General features: G+C 73.8%; 22 protein-coding genes. 9 read left to right on the top strand and 13 right to left on the bottom strand.

All coding sequences use genetic code 11. The annotated features are described in order from the left end of the window. The 5 genes from UXQ13_RS06465 to UXQ13_RS06485 all read right to left on the bottom strand — a co-directional run. A partial coding sequence (locus UXQ13_RS06465; protein ID WP_336391970.1) for an LGFP repeat-containing protein occupies positions 1-1,483 on the bottom strand: 1,483 nt, incomplete at its 3' end. Then, positions 1,480-2,049 (bottom strand): hypothetical protein, encoded by a 570-nt coding sequence (locus tag UXQ13_RS06470; RefSeq protein ID WP_336391971.1) that lies wholly within the window; start codon positions 2,047-2,049, stop codon positions 1,480-1,482. The genes UXQ13_RS06470 and UXQ13_RS06465, both read right to left, overlap by 4 nt. 13 nt (positions 2,050-2,062) lie before the next feature. Continuing rightward, entirely contained in the window at positions 2,063-3,388 is a 1,326-nt protein-coding gene (locus UXQ13_RS06475; RefSeq protein ID WP_336391972.1) for an acyltransferase family protein, read from the bottom strand. A 251-nt stretch (positions 3,389-3,639) separates the two neighbouring features. Beyond that, entirely contained in the window at positions 3,640-4,923 is a 1,284-nt protein-coding gene (locus UXQ13_RS06480) for a hypothetical protein (RefSeq protein ID WP_336391973.1), read from the bottom strand. Continuing rightward, positions 4,920-5,984: a glycosyltransferase family 2 protein gene (locus tag UXQ13_RS06485; RefSeq protein ID WP_336391974.1), complete on the bottom strand. Its 1,065-nt coding sequence runs from the start codon at positions 5,982-5,984 to the stop codon at positions 4,920-4,922. Before UXQ13_RS06485 ends, UXQ13_RS06480 begins: the two co-directional genes overlap by 4 nt. A gap of 123 nt (positions 5,985-6,107) precedes the next feature. Between UXQ13_RS06485 and UXQ13_RS06490 the strand changes: the two genes are divergently transcribed. Next, positions 6,108-7,199 (top strand): UDP-N-acetylglucosamine 2-epimerase, encoded by a 1,092-nt coding sequence (locus tag UXQ13_RS06490; protein WP_336391975.1) that lies wholly within the window; start codon positions 6,108-6,110, stop codon positions 7,197-7,199. A 45-nt stretch (positions 7,200-7,244) separates the two neighbouring features. Here the strand turns inward: UXQ13_RS06490 and UXQ13_RS06495 are convergent, their stop codons facing one another. Genes UXQ13_RS06495 through UXQ13_RS06505 form a run of 3 tightly spaced genes read right to left on the bottom strand, consistent with a single transcriptional unit; the run spans position 7,245 to position 9,921 of the window. Continuing rightward, entirely contained in the window at positions 7,245-8,240 is a 996-nt protein-coding gene (locus UXQ13_RS06495; protein ID WP_336391976.1) for a Gfo/Idh/MocA family oxidoreductase, read from the bottom strand. Further along, on the bottom strand, positions 8,240-9,331 hold the full coding sequence (locus tag UXQ13_RS06500) for a DegT/DnrJ/EryC1/StrS family aminotransferase (protein WP_336391977.1): 1,092 nt from the start codon (positions 9,329-9,331) through the stop codon (positions 8,240-8,242). Before UXQ13_RS06500 ends, UXQ13_RS06495 begins: the two co-directional genes overlap by 1 nt. After that, a complete protein-coding gene (locus tag UXQ13_RS06505) occupies positions 9,328-9,921 on the bottom strand; it encodes an acyltransferase (RefSeq protein ID WP_336391978.1) in 594 nt (197 codons plus the stop codon). Before UXQ13_RS06505 ends, UXQ13_RS06500 begins: the two co-directional genes overlap by 4 nt. A 281-nt stretch (positions 9,922-10,202) precedes the next feature. Between UXQ13_RS06505 and UXQ13_RS06510 the strand changes: the two genes are divergently transcribed. The 3 genes from UXQ13_RS06510 (at position 10,203) to UXQ13_RS06520 (ending at position 13,407) form a co-directional block, all read left to right on the top strand. After that, positions 10,203-12,134, top strand: coding sequence for a DUF6541 family protein (locus tag UXQ13_RS06510; protein ID WP_336391979.1), 1,932 nt, complete (start codon positions 10,203-10,205; stop codon positions 12,132-12,134). Positions 12,135-12,304: 170 nt separating this feature from the next. Next, complete coding sequence (locus UXQ13_RS06515) at positions 12,305-13,015, top strand: glycosyltransferase family 2 protein (protein ID WP_336391980.1); 711 nt, start codon at positions 12,305-12,307, stop codon at positions 13,013-13,015. After that, on the top strand, positions 13,012-13,407 hold the full coding sequence (locus UXQ13_RS06520; protein WP_336391981.1) for a DUF2304 domain-containing protein: 396 nt from the start codon (positions 13,012-13,014) through the stop codon (positions 13,405-13,407). The genes UXQ13_RS06515 and UXQ13_RS06520 overlap by 4 nt, the downstream gene beginning before the upstream one ends. A gap of 39 nt (positions 13,408-13,446) precedes the next feature. Here UXQ13_RS06520 and glf read toward each other — a convergent pair whose 3' ends face one another. Next, the gene (gene glf / locus UXQ13_RS06525; protein ID WP_336391982.1) at positions 13,447-14,634 is read right to left on the bottom strand and encodes a UDP-galactopyranose mutase; all 1,188 of its coding nucleotides are present in this window, start codon (positions 14,632-14,634) and stop codon (positions 13,447-13,449) included. 76 nt (positions 14,635-14,710) lie between these two features. Between glf and UXQ13_RS06530 the strand changes: the two genes are divergently transcribed. Genes UXQ13_RS06530 through UXQ13_RS06540 form a run of 3 tightly spaced genes read left to right on the top strand, consistent with a single transcriptional unit; the run spans position 14,711 to position 17,658 of the window. Then, complete coding sequence (locus UXQ13_RS06530) at positions 14,711-15,625, top strand: glycosyltransferase family 2 protein (RefSeq protein ID WP_336391983.1); 915 nt, start codon at positions 14,711-14,713, stop codon at positions 15,623-15,625. Then, a complete protein-coding gene (locus tag UXQ13_RS06535; protein ID WP_336391984.1) occupies positions 15,622-16,713 on the top strand; it encodes a mannose-1-phosphate guanylyltransferase in 1,092 nt (363 codons plus the stop codon). Before UXQ13_RS06530 ends, UXQ13_RS06535 begins: the two co-directional genes overlap by 4 nt. Before the next feature lie 18 nt (positions 16,714-16,731). Further along, positions 16,732-17,658, top strand: a complete 927-nt coding sequence (locus tag UXQ13_RS06540) for a DNA-3-methyladenine glycosylase family protein (RefSeq protein ID WP_336391985.1) — start codon at positions 16,732-16,734, stop codon at positions 17,656-17,658. Here UXQ13_RS06540 and UXQ13_RS06545 read toward each other — a convergent pair. Both UXQ13_RS06545 and rfbA read right to left on the bottom strand, forming a co-directional pair. Next, positions 17,643-18,254, bottom strand: coding sequence for a dTDP-4-dehydrorhamnose 3,5-epimerase family protein (locus UXQ13_RS06545; RefSeq protein WP_336391986.1), 612 nt, complete (start codon positions 18,252-18,254; stop codon positions 17,643-17,645). The genes UXQ13_RS06540 and UXQ13_RS06545 overlap by 16 nt on opposite strands. Beyond that, entirely contained in the window at positions 18,251-19,114 is an 864-nt protein-coding gene (gene rfbA, locus UXQ13_RS06550; protein ID WP_336391987.1) for a glucose-1-phosphate thymidylyltransferase RfbA, read from the bottom strand. Before rfbA ends, UXQ13_RS06545 begins: the two co-directional genes overlap by 4 nt. A gap of 36 nt (positions 19,115-19,150) precedes the next feature. Here rfbA and rfbB point away from each other — a divergent pair, with 36 nt between their 5' ends. Further along, a complete protein-coding gene (gene rfbB / locus UXQ13_RS06555; RefSeq protein ID WP_336391988.1) occupies positions 19,151-20,146 on the top strand; it encodes a dTDP-glucose 4,6-dehydratase in 996 nt (331 codons plus the stop codon). Continuing rightward, a complete protein-coding gene (gene rfbD, locus UXQ13_RS06560; protein WP_336391989.1) occupies positions 20,143-21,024 on the top strand; it encodes a dTDP-4-dehydrorhamnose reductase in 882 nt (293 codons plus the stop codon). Before rfbB ends, rfbD begins: the two co-directional genes overlap by 4 nt. Here the strand turns inward: rfbD and UXQ13_RS06565 are convergent. Both UXQ13_RS06565 and cofD read right to left on the bottom strand, forming a co-directional pair. Beyond that, the gene (locus UXQ13_RS06565) at positions 21,012-22,070 is read right to left on the bottom strand and encodes a coenzyme F420-0:L-glutamate ligase (RefSeq protein ID WP_336391990.1); all 1,059 of its coding nucleotides are present in this window, start codon (positions 22,068-22,070) and stop codon (positions 21,012-21,014) included. The genes rfbD and UXQ13_RS06565 overlap by 13 nt on opposite strands. Beyond that, positions 22,063-23,013, bottom strand: a complete 951-nt coding sequence (cofD, locus tag UXQ13_RS06570) for a 2-phospho-L-lactate transferase (RefSeq protein ID WP_336391991.1) — start codon at positions 23,011-23,013, stop codon at positions 22,063-22,065. Before cofD ends, UXQ13_RS06565 begins: the two co-directional genes overlap by 8 nt. Positions 23,014-23,030: the final 17 nt, after the last annotated feature.

Consider the following 23,030-nt stretch of genomic DNA (forward strand, 5'->3'; position numbering starts at 1 on the left):
TGGCGTGCGCGCCGGTGGTGGGGGTGGAGTAGATGCGTCCGCCCTGGAAGACCTGACCGCAGCCGGAGCTGCGCATGCCGCAGATGAGGTCGGTGGTCGGGTAGCCGAGAGCGCCGGCCTCGAAGCCCTGGGCCGCCCAGGCGGCGTGCAGGGCGCCGGAGACGGCGTGCGCCCCGGTCGTGGGGGTGGTGTAGATGCGTCCGGCCTGGAAGACCTGGCCGCACCCGCCGGCCGCCATGCCGCAGATCAGGTCGGTGGTGGGGTAGCCCAGCGGGCCGTTCTCGAAGCCCTGCGCGATCCAGGCCGACTGGACGTCCCCGGTGAGGGCGTGGGCCCCGGTGGACCAGGTGTAGTAGATGCGCCCGCCCTGGAAGGCCTGGCCGCAGCCGCCCTGCGCCATGCCGCAGGCGTACTCGGACACCGGGTAGCCCAGGATGCCGCTCTCGCGGCGGCTGCCCCAGGTCGACAGCACCGGCTCCGCGACGGCCCGCACCCCGGAGGCCGGGGACCAGTAGAGCGTGCCGTCGGCGAACACCTGCCCGCACCCGCCCGCGGCCAGGCCGCAGATGATGCCGGTCCGGGGCGCGCCCAGGCTCCCCGTGGCCCCGCCGCGCTCGGCGTAGGAGGCCAGCAGGGCGTCACCGCCCGGGGACATGGTCGTGCCGAACCAGTCGGTGAAGTAGAGCCAGAAGTTGCGGTTGCCGTAGGCGGAGCAGGCGTCGCCGGTGCCGTAGCCGGCGCCGAGGGCGGCGGCGTTGGGGCGGTAGGGGGTGTAGTTGTACAGGCCGGCGGTGGCCTGGTTGGCGATGTAGACCTGGCTGGTGCCGCAGCTGGCGGTGGGGGACCAGTAGACGGTGTTGGTGGCCCCGGCGCGGTAGGAGTAGTTGCGGGGGTAGGTGGCGTAGCGCTGGTACTGGCGGGCTGCGGAGTAGACCTGGTTGTAGAAGCCGTAGTACTGGGTGTCGCAGGCGGCGGTGTCGGGGCAGCCCATGCCGGCGGCGATCTGGTAGCGGCGGGCGGTGAGGCCGGCGCCGGTGGCGGTGAGGAGGGCTTGTTCCTTCTGGAGCAGGACGAGCAGGACCTTGGGGCTGATGCCGCAGGCCTGGCCGACCTTCCAGATGATCATGCCGGCGGACTCGCCTGGGGCGCCGGTGTAGGTGCCGTCGCAGATGCCGTCGGGCGTGCGGGTGAAGGTGGTCTCGCGGTAGTCCTTGAGGCAGGGGATGCCGGCGCCGGAGGGGGTGCAGGTGCGTCCCTTGGCGGCGATGAAGTCCTGGACCTGCTGGGCGGTGAGGGCGTTGGCGTCGAAGAACATGCTGTCGCTGATGATGTTGCCCGGGTCGAACTGCGAGATGTCGGCCGCGGGGACGAGCTCCGGTGCGGGCTGAGCCGCGGGCGGAACGGCCCCCAGCACGCCGGCGAGCACGCACAGCAGGGTCAGGGTGTGCACGACCATCCGTGCGGTGCGGGGGACGGCGCTCACGGGACCACCACCTCGCCGGTGGCCGAGGAGCCGTCCCCGGTCGCGGAGGAGTAGGTCAGCTGCGCGTCCCAGGTGCCCGGGGTCAGGTCGGTGCCGGTCTCCAGCAGGCCGCACGACGTGGTGGTCGCGTCGGCCGAGCCCAGCGTCCGCACGTCGACCTCGGCACCGTCGCGCCGCAGGGTGAGCGTGCAGGTGCCGCCGTCCTCGATGACCCCGGAGACGAACCCGTTGGCCTGCACCGTCCCCGTGTCGGACTGGTACTGGGCGTAGGTCAGGACCACGTCGAGACCGGCCGTCGGCGCCGGGTCGGTCGCCGGGTCGGTCGCCGTCGGGCTCGGGTCCACCCCGGGCGCCGGGGCGTCGGTGGCGACCTGGGTCGGCTCGGCACCGATGCTGTACGAGGCGTACGGGGTGGCCGTGCTCGAGGCCGCTGAGGAGGTGCTGGCCGCGGCCTCCTCGTCGGGGGTGCGGTTCAGCACCAGGACGGCGGCTGCGGCGAGGACGGCGGCTGCCAGCACGAGCAGGACCAGGGTCCGGACGGCGGGGCGGCGCTGGGGAGAGGGCACGGGAGCTCGCAGTTCAGGAGTCGAGGACGGCGGAGTGGCGGGCGCTCGACGACGTCGTCGGCACGGCGGGGCGCCCGACCGGCCCGGTGGCCGCGGGCCCACGGGTCGAGGGCGAGCGGTGGACCGCCGGGAACTGTGCGGTGCTGCGCGACCCGGCGTGCATCGGCACGGGATGGGTCACGGGACGGCGGGCGGACGTCGTGAGCGGCGTCTCCCCGGTGGCGACGGCGACGGCGACGGCCTCGGCCGGCGCGGGGACGGCGGGACCGGCCACAGCTGGTGCCCGGGTCGGCTCGGGTGCCTCGTCCCGGCGCAGGGCGGTGAGCACGGCCGTCCGCAGCCGCAGACCGAGGGGCCGCTCGACGGCTCGGTGCACGAGCACGGCGAGGGCCAGCGGCGCGGCGAGGGCGGCGGCCAGGACCAGCCAGGCCGAGGTCCGGCCGGCCAGGAGGTGGATGACGAAGTAGCCGAGCTTCTCGTGCACCAGGTACAGCGGGTAGGTGAGCGCACCGAGGGTCGTCATCCAGCGCGCCCCCACGCGGTTGACCCTGGTCAGGGTGACGAGGGCGACGAGACCGAAGCAGGCCGTCGAGACCACGGCGACGAGGGTGCCGGAGGTGGCCCACCCGGTGGCCCGGGTCAGCGCCACCGGGTAGTAGCCGAGCGCGAAGTGCAGGGCGAACAACGCCTGCATCCCCACCAGCAGCCAGGTCAGCAGGTCGTGGCCGCACCGGTGGAGCAGGTACAGCAGCATGCCGCCGGCGAAGTAGGGGGAGTAGTCCGCGATCAGCACGGTGGCGACCAGGGGCTGACCGGCCTGCTGGGCCATTGCCCCCGCGAGGGGCCACAGGGCGGCGAAGGCGAGCACGCGCCGGCGGGTGATCCCCACGACCACCAGCACGGCGACCAGGACGTAGAACCGCGCCTCGGTCCACAGCGTCCAGAACGCGCCGTCGAGGTCCCGGACGCCGAAGGCGCCCTGCAGCATCGTCAGGTTGACCAGGGCGTCGCCCTTCGTGGGCGCGACGCCCTCGCTGACCGAGCCGGCCGGCCAGAGCACGAAGGCGAAGACCGCGGCGATCCCCACCGCGACCCAGTAGGCGGGGAACAGCCGCCCGATGCGGGAGGCCACGAAGTGCGGCACGTCCCGACCCCAGGCGGTCATGAGGACGACGAACCCGCTGATCACGAAGAACAGCGGCACCCCCATCGCCCCGTAGGCGGCCCAGCGGCCCAGGGTGTCGGTCTCGGCGGGCGCACGGCCCTCCCAGCCCGGGTTGATGCCGGTGAGGTGGAAGGCGACCACCGCCAGGGCGGCCAGGAAACGCAGCGCGTCCATGGCACCCAGTCGGCTGGGCCGGGTCGACGTCGCAGCCACCGTGTCGTTCTCCCTCGCTGGTCGTGCGCGAGCCTCCCGACAGGACGGGTCCGGCTCGCTGGGTCGTCCACGACGCTACGCAACGTGAACGTCCCGTCACAGGGCGATGGGCGACAAGGGCGGCCGGGCAGCACGGCACTTTGTGGGCCCACCGCCGGACGACGCGCGGGGTCGTCGTCCCGCCGGTCCCGCGGGTCCCACCCGCCACAGGGTCAGTCGGTGCGAGCGGTCCCCGGTGCGGTGGCGGCCAGCCGGTGGACGGAGGGCAGGGCGCACGCCAGGGCGGCCACCGGGCCGACCATCGCGCCCACGGCCGTGGTGGCGACGACGTCGAGCGGGCTCAGCACGAGCCAGAGCACCGTGGCGGTGACCGCCACCGCCCAGACCGCGATCATCCGGCGGTGCGCGGAGAGGGCGATGAGGGTGGCCGACAGCAGCTGGGTCCAGGCCAGCAGGCAGGCCGACAGGACGAGGAGGGCCATCGCCGCGGCGGGGACGTCGTACCCGCTGCCGTAGACCAGGCGCACCGCCCAGGGGCCGAGCAGTCCGCCGAGCAGCGCGCCGACCGCCCCGAGCGCCAGCGCGGCGAGGGTGCCGAGCAGCAGCATGCGGCGCAGCGCTGCTGCACCCTCGCGGCCGGGCTGCTCGCGCGTGCGGACGACGAAGGGCACCGCCAAGGCCTGCACCGGGGAGATGAGCAGGAGCGGGACCCGGGAGACGGTGAGGGCGGCGAACACCGCGCCGCCTGCAGCACCCGGTGCCCCGTCGCCGAACGCGGTCACCAGCGTCGGGAAACCCGTGATGACGCTGGCGATCAGCCCGGCACCGGCCATCAGCGACGCCGCCCTGCCCAGCGCCGGACGCCACGTCGACCGCGGCACCCGACCGCTCGGCAGGACCGAACCGGCCCGGCGGGACCAGGCCAGCCAGGCGAAGGAGCCCACCCCGACGGCCACCACCGCTGTCCGCAGGTCCAGGCGGGCCAGGACGAGGAGCGCCACCAGCACCACCAGCCGGAGCAGCGCCTCGGTGACCACCAAGCGGCCGTAGCCCCCGACGTCCCCGGACCCGACGAGCAGCCCGCGGACGGCGAACTGCGCGGCGAACCCGAGCGCGGCGGCCAGCACGACGATGCCGAAGACGCCGTCCGCACGGCCGAACAGGAGCTCGCCCACCGCCGGGACGAGCGTCACCGCGGCGACGAGCCCGGCCAGCAGCGCGGCGGCGGAGGTGACCGCGGCCGCCGGTGGGCCGCCGCCGGCCGGCCCCGTCTGCGCCGCGTCCCGCGCGGCCTCCTGCTCGATCGTCGACAGCGAGGAGCCCAACCCGAACACGACGCCCCAGACGGCCACGAAGACCCCGAAGTCGGCCGGGCTCAGGCCGCGTCCGACGAGGGCGAGCAGCGCGTAGCCGGCCGCGCTGGCGACGGCGATCGCGATCCCGGTGCGGGCGACGTCCGAACGCCCTGCTGCCCGCCGGTCGGTCGGGCCGCTCACCCGGTCGCTCGGCTGCGGGCGGCGCCCAGCCGGCTGCGCGCCGCCAGCACGAGCCCGCGGAGGACGCCTGCGCCGAAGCTGGCGACGAAGACAGGGGTCAGGACGGCGCCGGCCACGACCTCGTCCCGACCGCCACCGACCGTGGCGACCACGGCGGGCACGGCGACGGTGACGGCGCCCAGGCCGACGGCGCCGAGGGCCGGGCGGCGCAGCCCCAGCAGCGCCAGCACCCCGCCGCCGGCGAGCGCGGCCAGCAGGGCGCGCCGGACCGGGCCCGGCTGGCCCAGGTAGCCGTCCACGAAGGTCGTCCCGCGGAACCAGCACTGCTTGACGAACCCGCGGGCGCCCTGCTTGCCGTGGTAGTCGAAGCGGAAGTCCGGGGTCAGCCAGATCGGCGTCCGGCCGGCGACGTGCCGCAGGAGCCGGGTGTCGTCGCTGGCCAGGTCCGGGTCGTCGTAGAGCGAGCGGAAGCTGGCGCCGGCCTCGGCGAGGAGCTCGCGGGGGAGCAGCAGGCAGCCGGTCCCCTTGGGGTAGGCGTCGAACTCCTCGGCGCCGAAGGAGACCAGTCGCGGGTCGGCGGTGTACCGCCGCCAACCGATCTTCACCAGTCCCGCCCAGTACGCGGCGAAGAGGTTGCCGTCGGTGGCGACGTCGACGTGGCCGCACCACACCAGCCGGTCGGGATCGGCGGCGACGGCACGGCGCACCCAGGACAGGGAGTCCGGTCCGGTGATGACCCGGCTGTCCAGCAGGAGCACCCAGGGCTCCCGCGCCCGGGCCAGACCGGTCGCCCGGGCGGTGAGCCGCCCGGCGTTGGGCTGGTGGACGACGGTGAACCCGTGCTCGGCGGACAGCTCGGCGAGCACCTGCGGGGTGCCGTCGGTGCTGCCGTCGTCGACCACGACCAGGTCCAGCGGCAGCGACGCCCGCGCCGCCGAGGTCACCAGTGCCTCGATGCAGGTGCGGATCCAGGTCTGCTCGTTGAAGACCGGGACGACGACGCTCAGCGCCTCCAGCGGGGGCGGCGGGATGACCGGGGCGGACGTCGTCGGGGTCGCCATGGGGCGAGGTTAGCCGAGCGGCGGCCCGGGACCGGGCTGCCCGGGTCGGCCCGGCCCGTGGCCAGGGGGCCCGGCGGTGGTCACCTATTGTGCGCGGATGACGTCAGAGGCGAGGGGCACCCGTTGATCGCATTCATCGTCGGCACCACGGCAGAGCTCATCAAGGTGGCTCCCGTCTTCCACGAGCTCACCGGGCGGGGACGGTCCTGCGAGATCTGGTACACCGCGCAGCACGTCGAGGAGCTGGGCGAGGCGCTGGCCGACCTCTCGCTGCCTGCGCCCACGGAGTGGCTGGTGCCCGAGGACGGCGCCGGGAACCTGGCCCGCCCCGTCGACGTCCCCCGCTGGGGTGCCCGCCTGGCGACCACGGTGTGGCGGCACAGGGCGCGGTTGCGCGACCGGCTGCGGGCCGACGGGCGTCGCCCGGTGGTCCTGGTGCACGGCGACACCTTCACCGCCCCGTTGGGCGCGGTGATCGGGCGGCTGCTGGGGGCACGGGTCGGCCACGTGGAGGCCGGCATGCGCAGCCACAACCTGCGGCACCCCTTCCCGGAGGAGGTCAACCGGCGGCTGGCCGCCCGCGTGGTCGACGTGCACTTCGCCCCGACCGACGTCGAGGCGGAGAACCTGCGGGGCCGGCGGGGCGCGGTGGTCACGACCGGCGCGAACACCGTCGTCGACGCCGTCCGCTACGCCCTGGACCGGCCCACGCCGCCGGCGGTCGACCTGCCTGCGGAGTACGCCGTGGCCACCCTGCACCGCTTCGAGCTGGTGCGCGACGAGGCCCTCTACCGGCAGGCCCTGGAGATCCTCGCCGAGCACTCGGCCACGATCCCGGTCGTGTACTTCGCCGGGGCCTCCGAGCGCGAGCGGCTGGCCCAGTACGGGTTGCTCGGGCTGTTCGACGACCGGTTCCGGATCGAGGACAAGCTCAGCTACGTCCACTTCATGCCGGTGCTCGCCGGGGCCCGCTTCGTGGTCACCGACAGCGGCGGCCTGCAGCAGGAGACCAGCCACCTGGGCATCCCGGCGGCCATCCACCGCGCGCACACCGAGATTCTCGCCGGCGAGGGCGAGACGATGGTGCTCACCAGGCTGCAGCCCGACCGCCTGCGGGCCTTCCTGGCCGACCCGGAGCGCTACCGGTCGCCCGGGACCATGGACCGGTACTGGCCCAGCCGGGTCATCGCCGACGCGGTCGAGACGCTGTTCTGACCCGCCGCCGGACAACGCCCGCCCCGCGGGCGTCGTCCGGGTGGGTCAGTCCCGACGCAGGTCGACGGTGACGCCGGTGCTGGCGGACTCCAGCGCGGCCTCGGCCACCTGGAGGGTGTGCAGGCCCTCCCGCATGGTGACGATCCGCTGGTCGCGGCCCAGGATGGCGTCCCGGAAGGCCTCGTGCTCGAGCAGCAGGGGCTCGCGCTTGGCCAGCGCGTACCGGATGCTGTCGCCCTCGGTGACCCCGCGGAAGGACGTGATCGACTCCCACTCGGTCAGGAACGTGCCGTTGGCGTAGAAGGTCAGGTCCGCGCTCGCGGTGTCCGCGACCAGGGCCCCCTTCTCGCCGGTGACGGTCGTCGTGCGGGCCTTCAACGGGGACAGCCAGTTCACCAGGTGGTTGGTGATGATGCCGTTGGCCAGGACGCCGGTGGCGGCGACCATGTCCTCGTGCTGGCGTCCGCTGCGGTGCGCGGTCCGTGCGCTGATCGAGCGGTAGTCGCTCTGCGCCACCCACACGGTCAGGTCGATGTCGTGCGACGCGAGGTCCTTGATCACCCCGACGTCGGCGATCCGGCCCGGGAAGGGGCCCTGCCGCTGGGTGGCGATCTGGTAGATGTCGCCCAGCTGGCCGTCCTCGATGCGCTTGCGCATCTCCTGCAGCGCCGGGTTGAACCGCTCGATGTGCCCGACGGCGCCCACCAGCCCGGCGGCCTCGAAGGCCTCGGCTAGGCGCAGCCCGGCCGCGCCGTTCTCCGCGATCGGCTTCTCGATCATCGTGTGCACGCCGGCGGCGGCCAGCTCCAGGCCGACCCGCTCGTGCTCGGCGGTCGGCACGGCCACGACCGCCATGTCGATGCCGGCAGCCAGCAGGTGGTCGACCTGCTGGCCCACGGCGAGGTCACCGGCGACGCCGAAGGAGTCGCCGACGGCGTCGACCACCGCGACCAGCTCCACGCCGTCCAGCTGCCGGAGCAGCCGGGCGTGGTGGCGGCCCATGGACCCCAGGCCGATCAGCCCCGCGCGCAGGTCGGCCATCACGCACCGGCCCGGGCGACGGTGTTCACGGCCTGCACGACGCGGTCGAGGTCGTCGGAGGTCAGCGAGGGGTGCACGGGCAGCGAGATGACCTCGCGCGCCGCCTTCTCGGTCTCCGGCAGGTCGAGGTCCAGGGCGAAGCTGGCCAACCGGTGGTTGGGCACCGGGTAGTACACGCCGCTGCCGACGCCGTGCTCCTCGCGCAGCGCCTGCACCATGCGGTCGCGGTCGCCGTCCACCCGCACCGTGTACTGGTGGTAGACGTGGGTGGCACCGGCGCGGACGGTCGGTGTCGCCACACCCTCCAGGTGGGCGTCCAGGTAGGCGGCGTTGCGCTGCCGGGTGGTGGTCCACGCCGGGAGCCGGCCCAGCTGCACGCGCCCGATCGCTGCGTGGATGTCGGTCATCCGGTTGTTCAGGCCGACGACCTCGTTCTGGTACTGCGCAGCCATGCCCTGGTTGCGCAGCAGGCGCACCTTCCGGGCGACCTCGCCGTCGCAGCTGACCATGCCGCCCTCGCCGGAGGTCATGTTCTTGGTCGGGTAGAGGCTGAACATGCCGAACGCGCCGAAGGTGCCGACGGCGCGGCCGTCCTGCGCGGCGCCGTGCGCCTGTGCCGCGTCCTCGAACAGTGCGAGGCCGTGGCGCTCGGCCACCGCGGCCAGACCCGCCACGTCGGCCGGGTGGCCGTAGAGGTGGACCGGCATGATCGCGGCGGTCCGCCCGGTCACCACCGCCTCCACCGAGGCGGGGTCCAGGCAGAAGGAGACCGGGTCGATGTCGGCGAAGACCGGGGTGGCGCCGGTGAGGGCCACCGAGTTGGCCGTGGCCGCGAACGTGAAGGAGGGGACGACGACCTCGTCGCCCGGGCCGATGCCGGCGGCCAACAGGCCCAGGTGCAGGCCCGAGGTGCCGGAGTTCACGGCCACGCACTCGCGCCCCTGGACCAGGGCCTCGGCGAACTCCTGCTCGAAGGCGGCCACCTCGGGGCCCTGGGCCATCATCCCCGAGCGCAGCACGCGGTCCACCGCAGCGCGCTCGTCGTCCCCGATCAGCGGCTTGGCCACGGGGATCATCGGCGGTGTCGTCACGGGGTGACCTCTCTGATGGTGTCGTCTGCTGTCTGGAAGGTCTGCCCGGTGAGCGGGCAGACGAGGAGGTCGCCCTCCTCGCGCAGCCGGGCGCCGGCGAAGCCGACCCAGCCGACCTGGCGGGCCGGGACGCCGACCACCAGTGCGTGCGCCGGCACGTCGCGCGTGACGACCGCGCCCGCGGCGACCATGGACCAGGCGCCGATGCGCACGGGGGCCACGCACACGGCGCGGGCCCCGATCGAGGCGCCGGAGTCGACGGTCACCCCGACCGCGGTCCACTCGGCGGCGCTCTTGGCGCTGCCGTCTGGGTTCATCGCCCGGGGGTACTGGTCGTTGGTCAGCACGGCCGCCGGCCCCACGAAGACGCCGTCCCCGAGCACCGCCGGGTCGTAGACCAGCGCGTAGTTCTGGATCTTGCAGCTGTCGCCGAGGCGGACGCCGGTGCCGATGTAGGCACCTCGACCGACGACGCAGTCACGCCCCAACCGGGCGCCCTCGCGGACCTGGGCCAGGTGCCACACCGAGGAGCCGTCACCGACCTCCACGTCGGTCGCGACGTCCGCGGAGGGTTCGATGCGTGGCGCCATGGATGTCGCGTACCTCCTGCAGTGGTCCTGCTGCCGATCGGGCGAGAGTAGCCCAGTGGTCCGGGAGGGCCGGTGGACGTGGCAAGGTCGACGGCGCCCGGGTGACGGCGTCCGGCACGGTGTGCCGACCACGCGCGGTCCCCGACCCATTGCGCCCCGTCGGCCACACGTCGCCCATCGGCCCCGGACGGCACGGGAGGTCCACGGCCCGGCCAGGACTCCGACCTATGGTCGCCAGGTGCCGGTCGACACCGGCACGTCATCCCTCACCAAGGAACTCCATGATCTTCGTCCTCGCCCTGCTCGTCGTCGTGCCCGGTGTGCTGATCTGCGCCGCCGCCGGGGTGCGGGGATGGCGGCTGGCCGGGATCGGGCCGGCGGCGACGTTCGGCGCGGCGGCCGTCGGCGGCCCGGTGCTGGGCACCCTGGGCATCCGGTGGTCGGTGTGGTCCTTCGCGGCCTGGGCGCTGGTGCTCACCGCGGTCTGCGCCGCGGTCGCCGCCCTGCTGGCCCGGCGGCGCCGGGGACGGCCGGCCGACGCGGTGCCGGCCGACGGCACCGGACCGGCCGGCGGCCGCGAGCTGCCCCTGGTGCGGGCCCGGTGGGAGCACCTGCTGGTCGGGGGCGGCGTGCTGCTGGGCATGGCGGTGGGGGCCACGGTGTTCCTGCGGGCCACCCGGGGCCTGGCGGCGATCTCCCAGGACTTCGACGCGCCCTTCCACGCCAACGCCGTCCGCTGGATCGCGGAGAACGGCCAGGCGGTGCCGTCGGCCATCGCGCCGATCGCCAACCTGGCCGAGGGTGACCCGTACTTCTACCCGATCACCTACCACTCGGTCCTGGCCATCCTGGTCCAGTTCGGGTCCGACCCGTCCTACGCGCTCAACGCCGGTGCGCTGCTCATGGTGCTGGCGTGGCCGCTGGGCATCGCCGCGCTGGGCATGACCTGGCGGGTGCCGGCCCCCGTGGTGGCCGTCGCCGCCACGGTGAGCACCTGGTTCACCGCCTTCCCCTTCGACTCCCTGTGGCGCGGGCCGCTGTGGCCGTACGTGGCCGGGCTCGCCCTGCTGCCCGGGGTGCTCGCCGTGGCGCGGATGCTCGTCGACCGCTCCCCGGTCCTCCCGGCCGTGGTGGCGCTGGCCCTGGGCGTGACCGGGGTGGTCGCGATGCACCCGAGCATCGCGTTCGTGGTCCTCGTCTACGCCGTCGCGCTGCTGGTGGCCTTCGCACTGCGCCTGGAGCCCGTGGTCTGGAAGGCCGCGCTGCTGCCGATGGGCATCGGTGCGGTCCTGGCCGTCCTCCTGCTGGCGCCGGTGATCCTGCCCGCGACGGTGCAGAGCGGCGGCGTCCAGGCGGCCCGCTGGCCGGAGTTCGCCACGACCACCGAGGGCTTCGGGCAGGTCCTGCTGTTCTCCCCGGTCACCCAGGAGGCCCAGTGGTGGCTGGGGCTCACGGCCCTGGTCGGCCTGGTCGTGATGGTGCTGCGCCGGCGTCTGGTCTGGTTGGTCGGCGCGTTCGTCGTCTTCGGGGCCGCCTACGCGGCCACCGCGTCCATCGACAGCGACCTGGTCAACACCTTGTCCGGACCGTTCTACAACGACGCCTGGCGGTTCGCCGCGCTGCTGCCGCTGGTCGGCACCTTCGCCGTGGGCGAGGTCGTGGTCGCGGTCGGTTCCTGGGCCGCCGCCCGGCTGGCACCCCGGCGTCCCGTCCTCGTGGCGTCGGCGGCGGGGTTGGCCACCCTGCTGGCCGTCGCGGCCCTCGGCAACGGTGCCTACGTGCAGCGCAACACCGACCGGCTGTCCCTCACCTACGGCGACGGCCCCACCGTCACCGCGGGCGAGCGCGCGGCCTACGTCTGGCTGGGCGAGCACGTGGGGCCGGGTGAGCGGGTCATGAACGACCGGTTCGACGGGTCGGTGTGGATGTACGCCGTCGGTGGTGCCCAGCCGGTGGAGTGGACCTTCTACGGCGCGGCCGAGGGCAGCCCGGCGGCTGTCCTGACGCAGGGCATGCGGCGGCTGGACACCTCGCCCCAGGTGCAGGAAGCCGTCCGCGAGCTCGACGTGCGCTACGTGGTCGTGGGACAGGGATTCCTGCGGACGGACATGACCAGGTCCCCGGGGCTGGTCGGACTGCAGCAGGTGGACGGGTTGACCGAGGTGTACCGCAACGCGGACGCCGTGATCTACGAGGTGACGGCGTCGCTGTGATGACCTACCCCCTGCCGGCCCCGCCGGCGAGCAGGACGAGTGCCGGGTCGCCCGGCGGGTCGACCACCCCGGTGCGGTCACTAGCATCGGTCCCGATGCACGTCGACGGAGCGGACGCACGGCCCACCGGTGGGTCCGTCGTCGCCGCCCACGCACGGGAGGCAGGCGCCGTGACGGGTGCGACCGGGCCCTGGGACGACACGGTCGTCGTCGTCCGGGTCTTCAACGAGGGCCTCGTCGTGCGCGAGGTCATCGCCCAGCTGGTGGCCTCGGGCCTCAAGGTGATCGCCGTCGACGACGCCAGCACCGACAACTCGGCGGAGGAGATCGACGCCGCCGGGGCCTTCCGCGTCAGCCACCCGATCAACCTCGGCGCCGGCGGCGCGCTGCAGACCGGGTACGAGGCGGCGCTGCGGTTCACCGACGCCAAGTACATCGCCTGCTTCGACGCCGACGGGCAGCACCAGCTGTCCGACCTGCTGGGGATGATCGAGAAGATCCGCACCGGCTACGACGTCGTCATGGGTTCCCGGTTCCTCGACGGCCAGACCCAGATGAGCCCGTTCCGGCGGCTGATCCTGCGGACGGCGACCAAGGTGATGAACCGCCGGGCGGGCACCAAGCTCACCGACGCGCACAACGGGCTCCGGCTGATCACCCGCGAGGTGGCCGCCTCGATCCGGTTGAGCCACACCGGCATGGCCTACGCCTCGGAGCTCGAGGAGGACCTGACCCGTCCTGGCCGACGGGTGGTCGAGCACCCCGTGCACATCCTCTACACCGAGTACTCCCGGGCGAAGGGTCAGCCGTTGCTCAACAGCGTCAACATCCTGGCCGACACCATCGCGCACCGGGTCAGCGAAGGACGGCGTCGACCGTGATCATCAAGTGGCTGCTCATCCCCACCCTGATCGCCCTGGTCTACTTCTCGCTGCGGTCCCGGGCCTCGCTGCGCGGGCAGGCCCGCCGCAAGATCCTGGCCGTGCTCACGGTCGTGGCCGGCGTCCTGGCCGTCATGTTCCCGGCCAGCACGCAGTGGCTGGCCGACCTCGTCGGCGTGACCCGTGGATCCGACCTGCTCTTCTACGTCGTGGCCCTGGTGCTCATCTACCAGGTCGGCAGCACCGGCGTCCGGTTCCGCGAGCAGGAGACCCGGATCGTCGGGCTGGCCCGCCAGGTGGCCCTGGCCGAGGCCGAGGCGCGTATCGGTCTGCAGCCCGCCCGGTCCGAGCAGGGGCACCCGATGTCCTACCGCACCAGCGACCCGGCCTGACCCGGCGCCGGCGGGCATGGCCCGTCGGCGCCGGGCGGCTCAGTCCTCGAGCCGCCCGTCCAGCGAGGTACCGCTGTCGAAGAACGGTCGGATGCGGTTGTCGAACATGCTGAGGGCGGAGCCGATCGCCATGTGCATGTCCAGGTACTTGTAGGTGCCCAGCCGGCCGCCGAAGAGCACCCGCTTGTCCGTGGCCTCCTTCTTGGCCAGCTCGCGGTAGGTCTCCAGCTTGGCGCGGTCTTCTGGGGTGTTGACCGGGTAGTAGGGCTCGTCGCCGGCCACCGCGCTGCGCGAGTACTCGCGGACCACCACGGTCTTGTCCGCCGGGTAGTCCCGCTCCGGGTGGAAGTGCCGGAACTCGTGGATGCGGGTGTAGGGCACGTCCTCGTCGGCGTAGTTCATGACCGACGTCCCCTGGAAGTCCCCGACCGGGACGACCTCGGTCTCGAAGTCCAGGGTGCGCCAGCCCAGCTCGCCGGCGGCGTAGTCGAAGTACTTGTCGATCGGGCCGGTGAAGACGGTGGGGACGTCGGTCGGGAGGGAGTCCCGGACGTCGAAGTAGTCCGTCTCCAGCCGCACCTCGATGTTGGGGTGCTCGGCCATCTTCGTCAGCCACGCGGTGTAGCCGCCGACGGGCAGGCCCTCGTGGGTGTCGTTGAAGTAGCGGTTGTCGAAGGTGTAGCGGACCGGGAGCCGGGCGATGACCGCCGCGGGCAGCTCGGTGGGGTCGGTCTGCCACTGCTTCTTCGTGTAGCCCTTGATGAACGCCTCGTAGAGCGGGCGGCCGATCAGCGAGACCGCCTTCTCCTCCAGGTTCGCCGCCTCCGCCGTGTCGATCTCCCCGGCCTGCTCGGCGACGAGGGCGCGTGCCTCGGTGGGGGTGAAGCTGCGGCCGAAGAACTCGCCGAGGGTCGCCAGGTTCATGGGGAGGGAGTACGTCTTGCCGTCGTGGATCGAGTAGACCCGGTGCACGTAGTCGGTGAAGTCGGTGAACTGGTTGACGTACTCCCAGACCCGCTCGTTCGAGGTGTGGAACAGGTGGGCGCCGTAGCGGTGCACCTCGATGCCGGTCTCCGGCTCGGCCTCGGAGTAGGCGTTGCCGCCGATGTGGTCCCGCCGGTCGATCACCAGGACGCGCTTGTCCAGCTGCGTGGCGACGCGTTCGGCGACGGTCAGGCCGAAGAAGCCTGAGCCGACGATGACGAGGTCTGGGCTTCCTGTGGTCACGCTTGGCGACGATACCGTCGCGGCGCCGCGCGGGTCCGGACCGCCCGGCTCCTCGGTGCGGCTCTAGGGTCACGGTGTGGATGCCGAGACCGACCCGCTCCGCGTCGTGGCGGTGACCTACTCCCCGGGGGCCAGCCTGGAGTCGTTCATCGCCTCCCTCGGGAGCGCGACGACCCGACCGGTCGAGGTCGTGCTCGCCGACAACGGTTCCACCGACGGCGCCCCGGAGCGGGTTGCCGCGGGGCGGGGCGACGTCCGCGTGCTGCCCACGGGCGGGAACGTCGGCTACGGCGCCGCGGTCGACGCCGGCCTGGCCGGTGCGACCGGTCGCTGGGCCGTGGTCGCCAACCCCGACGTCGTCTTCGAGCCCGGCTCGATCGACGCCCTGCTGGCCGCGGCGCAGCGCTGGCCGCGGGCGGGTGCGGTGGGCCCGGCCATCCGGACGCCGGACGGCGAGCTCTACCCCTCGGCCCGCGACCTCCCGTCCCTGTCCACCGGCGCCGGGCACGCAGCGCTCGGGTGGGTGTGGCCGGGGAACCCGTGGACGGCCCGCTACCGACGGGAGCGCGAGGCTCCTCGCGAGCGCACGGCCGGCTGGCTGTCGGGGTCGTGCTTCGTGATCGACCTGGACGCCTACCGGACGATCGGGGGGTTCGACCCGGGCTACTTCATGTACTTCGAGGACGTGGACCTCGGGGAACGGCTCGGTCGGGCCGGGTACCTCAACGTCTACGCGCCGTCGGCCGTCGTGGTGCACGAGGGCGGGCACGCCACCCGCCGCCAGCCGCACCGCATGGCCCGGGTGCACCACACCAGCGCGCTGCGCTATCTGGCCCGCCGCTACCCGGGGCGCCGCCACGCGCCGCTCCGCCTGGGGCTGCGCATGGGCCTGGGCGGTCGGATGCTGCTGTCCTACGTGAGCGGCCAGGTGGCGGCCGGGGCGCGGTTCCAACGGGGGGCCGCCGAGCTGCAGGAGGACCAGGCCTCGTGAGGCACGCCGTGATCATGGCCGGCGGCTCCGGGACCCGGCTGTGGCCGTTGTCCCGCTCCGCCCGCCCCAAGCAGCTCCTCGACGTCGTCTCGGAGGAGTCGGGCGCGGCCCACAGCCTGCTGGCCGAGGCGTTCACCCGGCTGCAGGCCGTGCTGCCCACCGAGCAGATCTGGGTGTGCACGGCCGCCCGCTACGGCGACATGGTCCGTGCCGCCCTGCCCGAGCTCGGGGCCGACCGGCTCATCCTCGAGCCGGTCGCCCGGGACACCGCCAACGCGGTGGGTCTGGCTGCCGCGCTGGTCGCCGACGTGGACCCCGACGCCGAGCTCGCGGTGGTCTCCGCCGACCACGTGATCCGGCCGGTGGAGCGGTTCGCCGACGCGCTCCGCACCGCCTACGACTGCCTGGCCGTCCGGCCGCGGTCGCTGGTCACCCTGGGCATCACCCCGACGTCGCCGGCGACCGGCTTCGGCTACGTGCAGAAGGGTGCCCCGACCGAGGTCCCGGGGGCCGCGGAGGCGGCCTCGTTCCGCGAGAAGCCCGACCTCGAGACGGCGCAGGGGTACCTGGCGTCGGGGGAGTACGTCTGGAACTCCGGCATGTTCGTCTGGCGCGCGCAGACCGTGCTGGACGCGCTGGCCGACCACCTCCCCGAGAGCGCCGAGGGCCTGCGGCGCATCGTCGCCGCCGAGGACCGCGAGGCCGCCCTCGCCGAGGTCTTCCCGACCCTGCCGAAGATCAGCGTCGACTACGCCGTCCTCGAGCCCGCTGCCGCCGAACCGGGGCGGGTGCTGGTCGTCGACCTGGACGTCGACTGGCTGGACGTCGGCTCCTGGCCGGCGCTGGCGCACACCCTGGACACCGACGAGGCCGGCAACGCCGTCCGGGGGATGGTGGTCGCGCTGGACAGCAGCGGCAACGTCGTCCTCTCCGACGACCCCGACCACCTCGTGGCCCTGGTGGGCGTGCGCGACAGCGTGGTGGTGCACACCGCAGACGTGACGATGGTCTGCCCGGTGGGGGACGCCGAGCGGGTCAAGCAGCTGCTGGCCGTCGCCGAGGAGCGGTTCCCCGGGCGCTACGCCTGAGCGTCCTACCCTCGTGGGGTGACCGCTGCGACCGCGCCCCCCCGGGAGCGGACCTGGCGCCCGGACTGGCCGCTGGACGTCCGCCGCGCGCTGTCGCCGCACCGCCGGGGAACCAGCGACCCGACGCTGCAGCACGCGGCCGACGGCGCCGTCTGGCGGACCACCACCACCCCCGACGGCGCCGCGAGCGTCCGGCTGAGCGTCCGCGGCGGCGACGTCCACGCCCAGACCTGGGGCCCCGGCGCGGACTGGGCGCTGGACGTCGTGCCCCGCTGGCTGGGGGCCGAGGATCGGCCCGAGGGGTTCCCCGCCCACCACCACCCGCTGGTCGAGCGGCTGCACCGGATGTCGCCCTGGTTGCGGATCGGCAGCACGGGCCGGGTCTGGGACGCCCTCGTCCCCGGCGTGCTGGAGCAGAAGGTCACCGGGATCGAGGCGCACCGCACCTGGCGGCAGCTGCTCCAGCTGGCCGGTGACCCCGCACCCGGGCCGGCGCCGGAGGGCATGCGGGTGGTCCCGTCGGCGGAGCGGGTCCGCGCGGTCACCGACTGGGAGTGGCACCGCTGCGGGCTGGACGGCGCCCGCCGTCGTGCCCTGCTCGCGGTGGCCGGCGTCGCCTCCCGGCTGGAGTGCGACGACCACACCGACTGCGACGACCTGCGCCGCCGGCTGCAGTCCGTCCCGGGCATCGGGGTCTGGACGGCGGCCGAGGTCGCGCAGCGCGCGATCGGGTGCCCGGACCAGGTCAGCGTCGGGGACTACCACCTGAAGAACCTCGTCGGCTGGTCGCTGGCCGGCCGGAAGACCGACGACGCCGGCATGCTCGAGCTGCTCGAGCCGTGGCGGGGCCACCGGCAGCGGGTGATCCGCCTGCTCGAGGTCGGCGGCTCCCGGCCGCCCAAGCGCGGGCCGCGGATGGCCCCGACGAACTACCGGGCGTACTGAGCCCGGAGCTCGTCGTACCGGGCGGTGCACTGCGCCATCGTCGGCAGCAGGCCTTGGTCGCGTGCCTCCGCCAAGGTCGGTGCCGCGGTGTCCTTGGGGGACAGCTCGAACTCGATGCCGGAGGGCCACGGCAGGTCCAGTGCGGGGTCCATGGGGTTGATCCCGAACTCCCGGCCGGGGGAGTAGCCGCTGGAGACCAGGTAGGTCACCGAGGTGTGGTCGGCCAGCGACACGAAGGCGTGGCCCAGGCCCTCGGACAGGTAGACGGCCTTCGGCTGCTCGCTGTCCAGCTCGACGGCGTCGACGGCCCCGAAGGTGGGGGAGTCGGCCCGGACGTCCACGACGACGTCGAGGACCTTGCCGCTGGGGCAGTAGACGTACTTCGCCTGGCCCGGTGGGACCAGCGCGAAGTGGACGCCGCGCAGGGCACCCCGGGCGGACACCGAGTGGTTGGCCTGCGCCAGGGTGAGGCCGTACCCGAGTGCCTCGCCCAGCACGTCGGCCCGGTACCACTCGGTGAACCGGCCACGGCTGTCCCCGTGCGGCACGAGGTCCAGCACGTAGGCGTCGGGCACCGCCAGCTCACGGATGTTCACGACGGGAGCAGCCCGAGCAGGTAGTCGCCGTAGCCGCTCTTGGCCAGCGGCTCGGCCGCCCGACGCAGACCGTCGTCGTCCAGCCAGCCGTTGCGCCAGGCGACCTCCTCGATGCAGCCGATCTTCAGGCCCTGCCGTTCCTCCACCACGGAGACGAACTCGGTGGCCTGGCGCAGGGAGGCGAAGGTGCCCGTGTCCAGCCAGGCCGTGCCGCGGTCCAGCGGGGTCACGGTCAACCGGCCCTCGCCCAGGTAGTGCTCGTTGACGGCGGTGATCTCCAGCTCGCCCCGCGCGCTGGGGGTGATCGCACGCGCGACGTCGACCACGTCGGAGTTGTAGAAGTACAACCCGGGGACCGCGTAGGAGCTCTTCGGTGAGGCCGGCTTCTCCTCGATGGACAGCACCCTGCCGTCGGCGTCGAACTCCACGACGCCGTACTCGGCCGGGTTGGCGACGTGGTAGGCGAAGACGTGTCCGCCGTCGGGCTCGGGCAGCCGGGCCAGTGCCGTGCCCAGGCCCGCGCCGTAGAAGATGTTGTCGCCGAGGACCAGCGCGACCGACTGGTCGGCGATGAACTCCGCGCCGATCAGGAAGGCCTGGGCGAGGCCCTCGGGCTCCGGCTGGGCGGCGTACCCGATCTGCATGCCCAGACGTGAGCCGTCGCCCAGCAGGTGCTCGAACGCAGCCCGGTCACCGTTCGTGGTGATCACCAGCACCTCGCGGATCCCGGCCATCATCAGCGTGGAGAGCGGGTAGTAGATCATCGGCTTGTCGTAGACCGGCATCAGCTGCTTGCTGACGGCCTGGGTGATCGGGAAGAGCCGGCTGCCGGTGCCCCCGGCGAGGATGATGCCGCGCATGCGGGAACCCTAGAGGCGGTCGTTACCGTCGCCGTCATGCGCGTCCTCGTCACCGGCGGTGCCGGCTTCATCGGCTCCCACTACGTCCGGACCATGCTCTCCGGGGGCTACCCCGGGTTCGAGGACGCCGAGGTAACCGTCTTCGACAAGCTCACCTACGCCGGCAACCTGGCGAACCTGGCTCCGGTGTCCGACGACCCGCGGTACCGGTTCGTGCAGGGCGACATCTGCGTCCCGGCCGACCTGGACGCGGCCCTGCCCGGTCACGACGTCGTCGTGAACTTCGCGGCCGAGTCACACGTCGACCGGTCGATCACCGGCGCGGCCGAGTTCGTGCTGACCAACGTGCTGGGCGCGCAGCAGGTCTTCGAGGCCTCGCTCCGGCACGGCGTGGGCCGGGTCGTGCACGTCTCCACCGACGAGGTCTACGGCTCGATCGACGAGGGGTCCTGGGTCGAGGACCACCTCCTCGAGCCCAACTCGCCCTACTCCGCCGCGAAGGCCGGCAGCGACCTGATCGCCCGGGCGTACGCCAAGACCTACGGGCTCGACATCTCGATCACCCGGTGCAGCAACAACTACGGGCCCTACCACTTCCCGGAGAAGGTCATCCCGCTGTTCGTCACCAACCTGCTCGACGGGCACCGGGTCCCGCTCTACGGGGTGGGCGCGAACGTCCGCGACTGGTTGTTCGTCGACGACCACTGCCGCGGCATCCAGCTGGTCGTCGAGAAGGGCGCGCCGGGGGAGTACTACAACATCGGGGGCGGCCGCGAGCTGTCCAACCGGGAGCTCACCGAGCAGCTGCTGGCCGCCACCGGTCGCGACTGGAGCTACGTCGAGGAGATCGTCGACCCCCGCGGCGGCGGGCACGACAAGCGGTATTCCGTGGACTACTCCAAGACCGGTGCACTCGGCTACGCCCCCCGGATGACCTTCGAGGACGGCCTGGCGCTCACGGTGCAGTGGTACCGGGACAACCGGGCCTGGTGGGAGCCGCTCAAGGCCGCGGCCGCCACGGCGCGCACGTGAGCACCGCCTGGCTGGTCACCGGCGCCCGCGGGCAGCTGGGCCAGGACCTGCTGGGCGTCCTGGCAGGCCGGGTCGGCGACCAGGTCACTTCCGTCGGCCGGGCAGAGGTGGACCTGACCGACGAGGCCGCCGTCCGCCGCGTGGTCCGTTCCTGGCTGGCTGCGGCGTCCGCGGACCGCGCGGTGGTCGTCAACGCGGCCGCCTACACCGCCGTCGACGCCGCCGAGGACGACGAGGACACGGCGCTGGTGGTCAACGGCCTCGCCCCCGGCTGGCTGGCCGAGGAAGCAGCGGGCCGGGCCCGGCTGGTGCACGTCTCCACCGACTACGTCTTCGCCGGGACGGCGACCACGCCGTACCCCGTGGACGCGCCGACCGACCCCCGGTCCGCCTACGGCCGGACCAAGGCGGCGGGGGAGCGGGCGGTGGCCGCGGTCGGCGGTGACCACGCGGTCGTGCGGACCGCCTGGGTCCACGGCCGGCACGGCGGCAACTTCGTGGCCACGATGGCGCGGCTGGAGCGGTCGCACGGGACCGTCCAGGTGGTGGCCGACCAGATCGGCTCCCCGACCTGGTCGGCCGACCTGGCGGCCGGGCTCGTCGCCCTGGGCGCGGTCGGTGGCCCGGTGCCGCCGGTCCTGCACTGCACCAACGACGGCCAGGTCAGCTGGCACGGGCTGGCCCGGGCGGTCTTCGAGGAGCTGGGGGCCGACCCGGACCGGGTGCTGCCCACCACCTCGGCCGAGTTCGTCCGTCCTGCCCCCCGCCCGGCCTACTCCGTGCTGGACGGCAGCGCGTGGGACGCCGCCGGGCTGCCGGCCCGGCGGGGCTGGCGCGACGCGCTGGCCGAGGCGATGCGGGAGGGCTACCGCGGCTGAGCCGGTGCCGCGCCCAGGCGCAGGCGGCCGACCAGCGAGGAGCCACCCGGGGTGCCGACCGGCTCCCACCGGGTGGCCCATCCCTCGGCGTGCAGCTGCACGAGCGCGGCGCCGACCAGCGCGCCCAGGTTGAGCGCCGTGGTCGTCGTCCATGCGTCGGTGAGGTGGACGTCGACGACGTCGGGCTCGTCGCTGCCGTAGGCGAACACGACGGGGAACTCCGGCAGGGCGGCCGAGGCCACCCGGAAGGCCCCTGCCACGGCCTCGAGAGCTCCCGGGCGGGCCGTGATACCCGAGCCGGGGGCCCGGGCCGGCACCAGGTCACGGGTGCCGTGGGCGAACAGGTCGCCGGGGCCGAGCCTGACCAGCGGCCGCGTGCCGGCGTCCTGGTCCGGGACGTCGAGGAGGAGCCCGCGGACGACGGCCACCGGCACCCCGGCGAGCTTGCCCTTGACCAGGTCGGCCGCGGCGGCCAGCTCGTCGACCAGGGCGACCTGGGTGGTCTCCAGACGGTTCCCGTGCGCGTCCACCGCACCGCGGAGGTCCACCAGCGCCGGCAGCCCGGCGCAGCCGACCGCCACGTCGGTCAGCCCGTCGCGCCAGGTGCGGCCGAAGGTGTCGCTGACCACGACGGCCACGGTGACCCCCAGCAGGGACTGCAGCGCCGCCCGCAGCCGGCGCGCCGAGTCGTCGGCGTCGGCCGGCAGCAGGACGAGGGTGTCGGCAGCGACGTTCGAGGCGTCGATCCCGGCTGCGGCCACCACCCAGCCGTGCCGGGTCTCCACGATCTTCAGCGGCCCCCGGCGGGCGACCACCCGCACGGTCTCGGCGTCGATCGCGCGCTGGCGCACCGCCTCGCGGTCCTCGCCCGGGGTGACCCGGACCAGGTTGCCCTCCACCTTGCTGACGACCTTGGAGGTGACGACGACGACGTCGCCGTCGGCCAGCCACGGGGCAGCCGCGGCGATCGAGCCGGCCAGGTCGTCGCCGGGGGCGAACTCGGGGAGACCGGGGACCGCGTGGATCGAGAGGGGACCTTCAGGCACGTGCGGCATTCAACGCCGCCTCCGCCATCGCCTGCGTGGTGGCGGGGTCGGTCATCAGCAGCGGTACCCGCCGGACGTCGACGCCCGGGACGTCGGCGGCGTCGGTCTCGTGCACCAGCCAGGAGTCGAGCAGCCCGCCCGCGGAGCGTGCGCCGTAGTGCCGCCCGACGCCCTCGGCGCTCACCTCGACCCCGATCGCGGGTAGGCACCGGTCGGCCATCCCGCGGACCGGTGCGCCGCCGACGACGGGTGACACCCCCACGACCCGCGCCGGCGACGCCAGGAGCGCCTCCCGCAGCCCGGGGACGCCGAGCACGGTGCCGACCGAGACCACCGGGTTCGACGGCGCCAGGAGCACGGCGTCGGCCGAGGCGAACGCCTCGCCGACCCCGGGTGCCGGTCGCGCGTCCTCGACACCCACCTGGACGAAGGCGCTGGGGTCCAGCGCGGCGCGGTGCCGGATCCACCACTCCTGGAAGTGGATGGCCTGCGGCCGCCCGGTGTCGGGATCGGTGACCACCACGTGGGTCTCGACCCGCTGGTCGCTCATCGGCAGGAGGGTGACCCCGGGCTGCCAGCGCTCGGCGAGGGCCAGGGTGACCTCGGACAGCGGGTAACCGGCATCGAGCATCCGGGTGCGGACGAGGTGGGTGGCGAGGTCGCGGTCGCCGAGCCCGAACCAGGTCGGTTCGGCCCCGTAGGCAGCCAGTTCGTCCTTGACGACCCAGCTCTCGCCCCGTCGACCCCAGCCGCGCTCGGGGTCGATCCCGTCACCGAGCGTATACATCACGGAATCCAGGTCCGGGCAGATCCGCAACCCGTGCAGCGTGACGTCGTCGCCGGTGTTCACGACGGCCGTGATGTCGGCCCTGGGAGCCGCGGAGCGCACCCCGGTCAGGAAACGGGCCCCGCCGATGCCGCCGGCTACGACCACGATCCTCATGCACACCATGGTGCCTG

Origin of the sequence: Klenkia terrae (genome assembly GCF_037083865.1) — a bacterium.
Lineage (GTDB): Bacteria > Actinomycetota > Actinomycetes > Mycobacteriales > Geodermatophilaceae > Klenkia > Klenkia terrae.

Bases quoted from the DNA above. Each gene is read 5' to 3' on its own strand.
- UXQ13_RS06475 (WP_336391972.1), bottom strand. From the start codon at position 3,388: ATGGACGCGCTGCGTTTCCTGGCCGCCCTGGCGGTGGTCGCCTTCCAC.
- UXQ13_RS06485 (WP_336391974.1), bottom strand. From the start codon at position 5,984: ATGGCGACCCCGACGACGTCCGCCCCGGTCATCCCGCCGCCCCCGCTG.
- UXQ13_RS06495 (WP_336391976.1), bottom strand. From the start codon at position 8,240: ATGGCCGACCTGCGCGCGGGGCTGATCGGCCTGGGGTCCATGGGCCGC.
- UXQ13_RS06505 (WP_336391978.1), bottom strand. From the start codon at position 9,921: ATGGCGCCACGCATCGAACCCTCCGCGGACGTCGCGACCGACGTGGAG.
- UXQ13_RS06510 (WP_336391979.1), top strand. From the start codon at position 10,203: ATGATCTTCGTCCTCGCCCTGCTCGTCGTCGTGCCCGGTGTGCTGATC.
- rfbA (WP_336391987.1), bottom strand. From the start codon at position 19,114: ATGCGCGGCATCATCCTCGCCGGGGGCACCGGCAGCCGGCTCTTCCCG.
- rfbB (WP_336391988.1), top strand. From the start codon at position 19,151: ATGCGCGTCCTCGTCACCGGCGGTGCCGGCTTCATCGGCTCCCACTAC.
- cofD (WP_336391991.1), bottom strand. From the start codon at position 23,013: ATGAGGATCGTGGTCGTAGCCGGCGGCATCGGCGGGGCCCGTTTCCTG.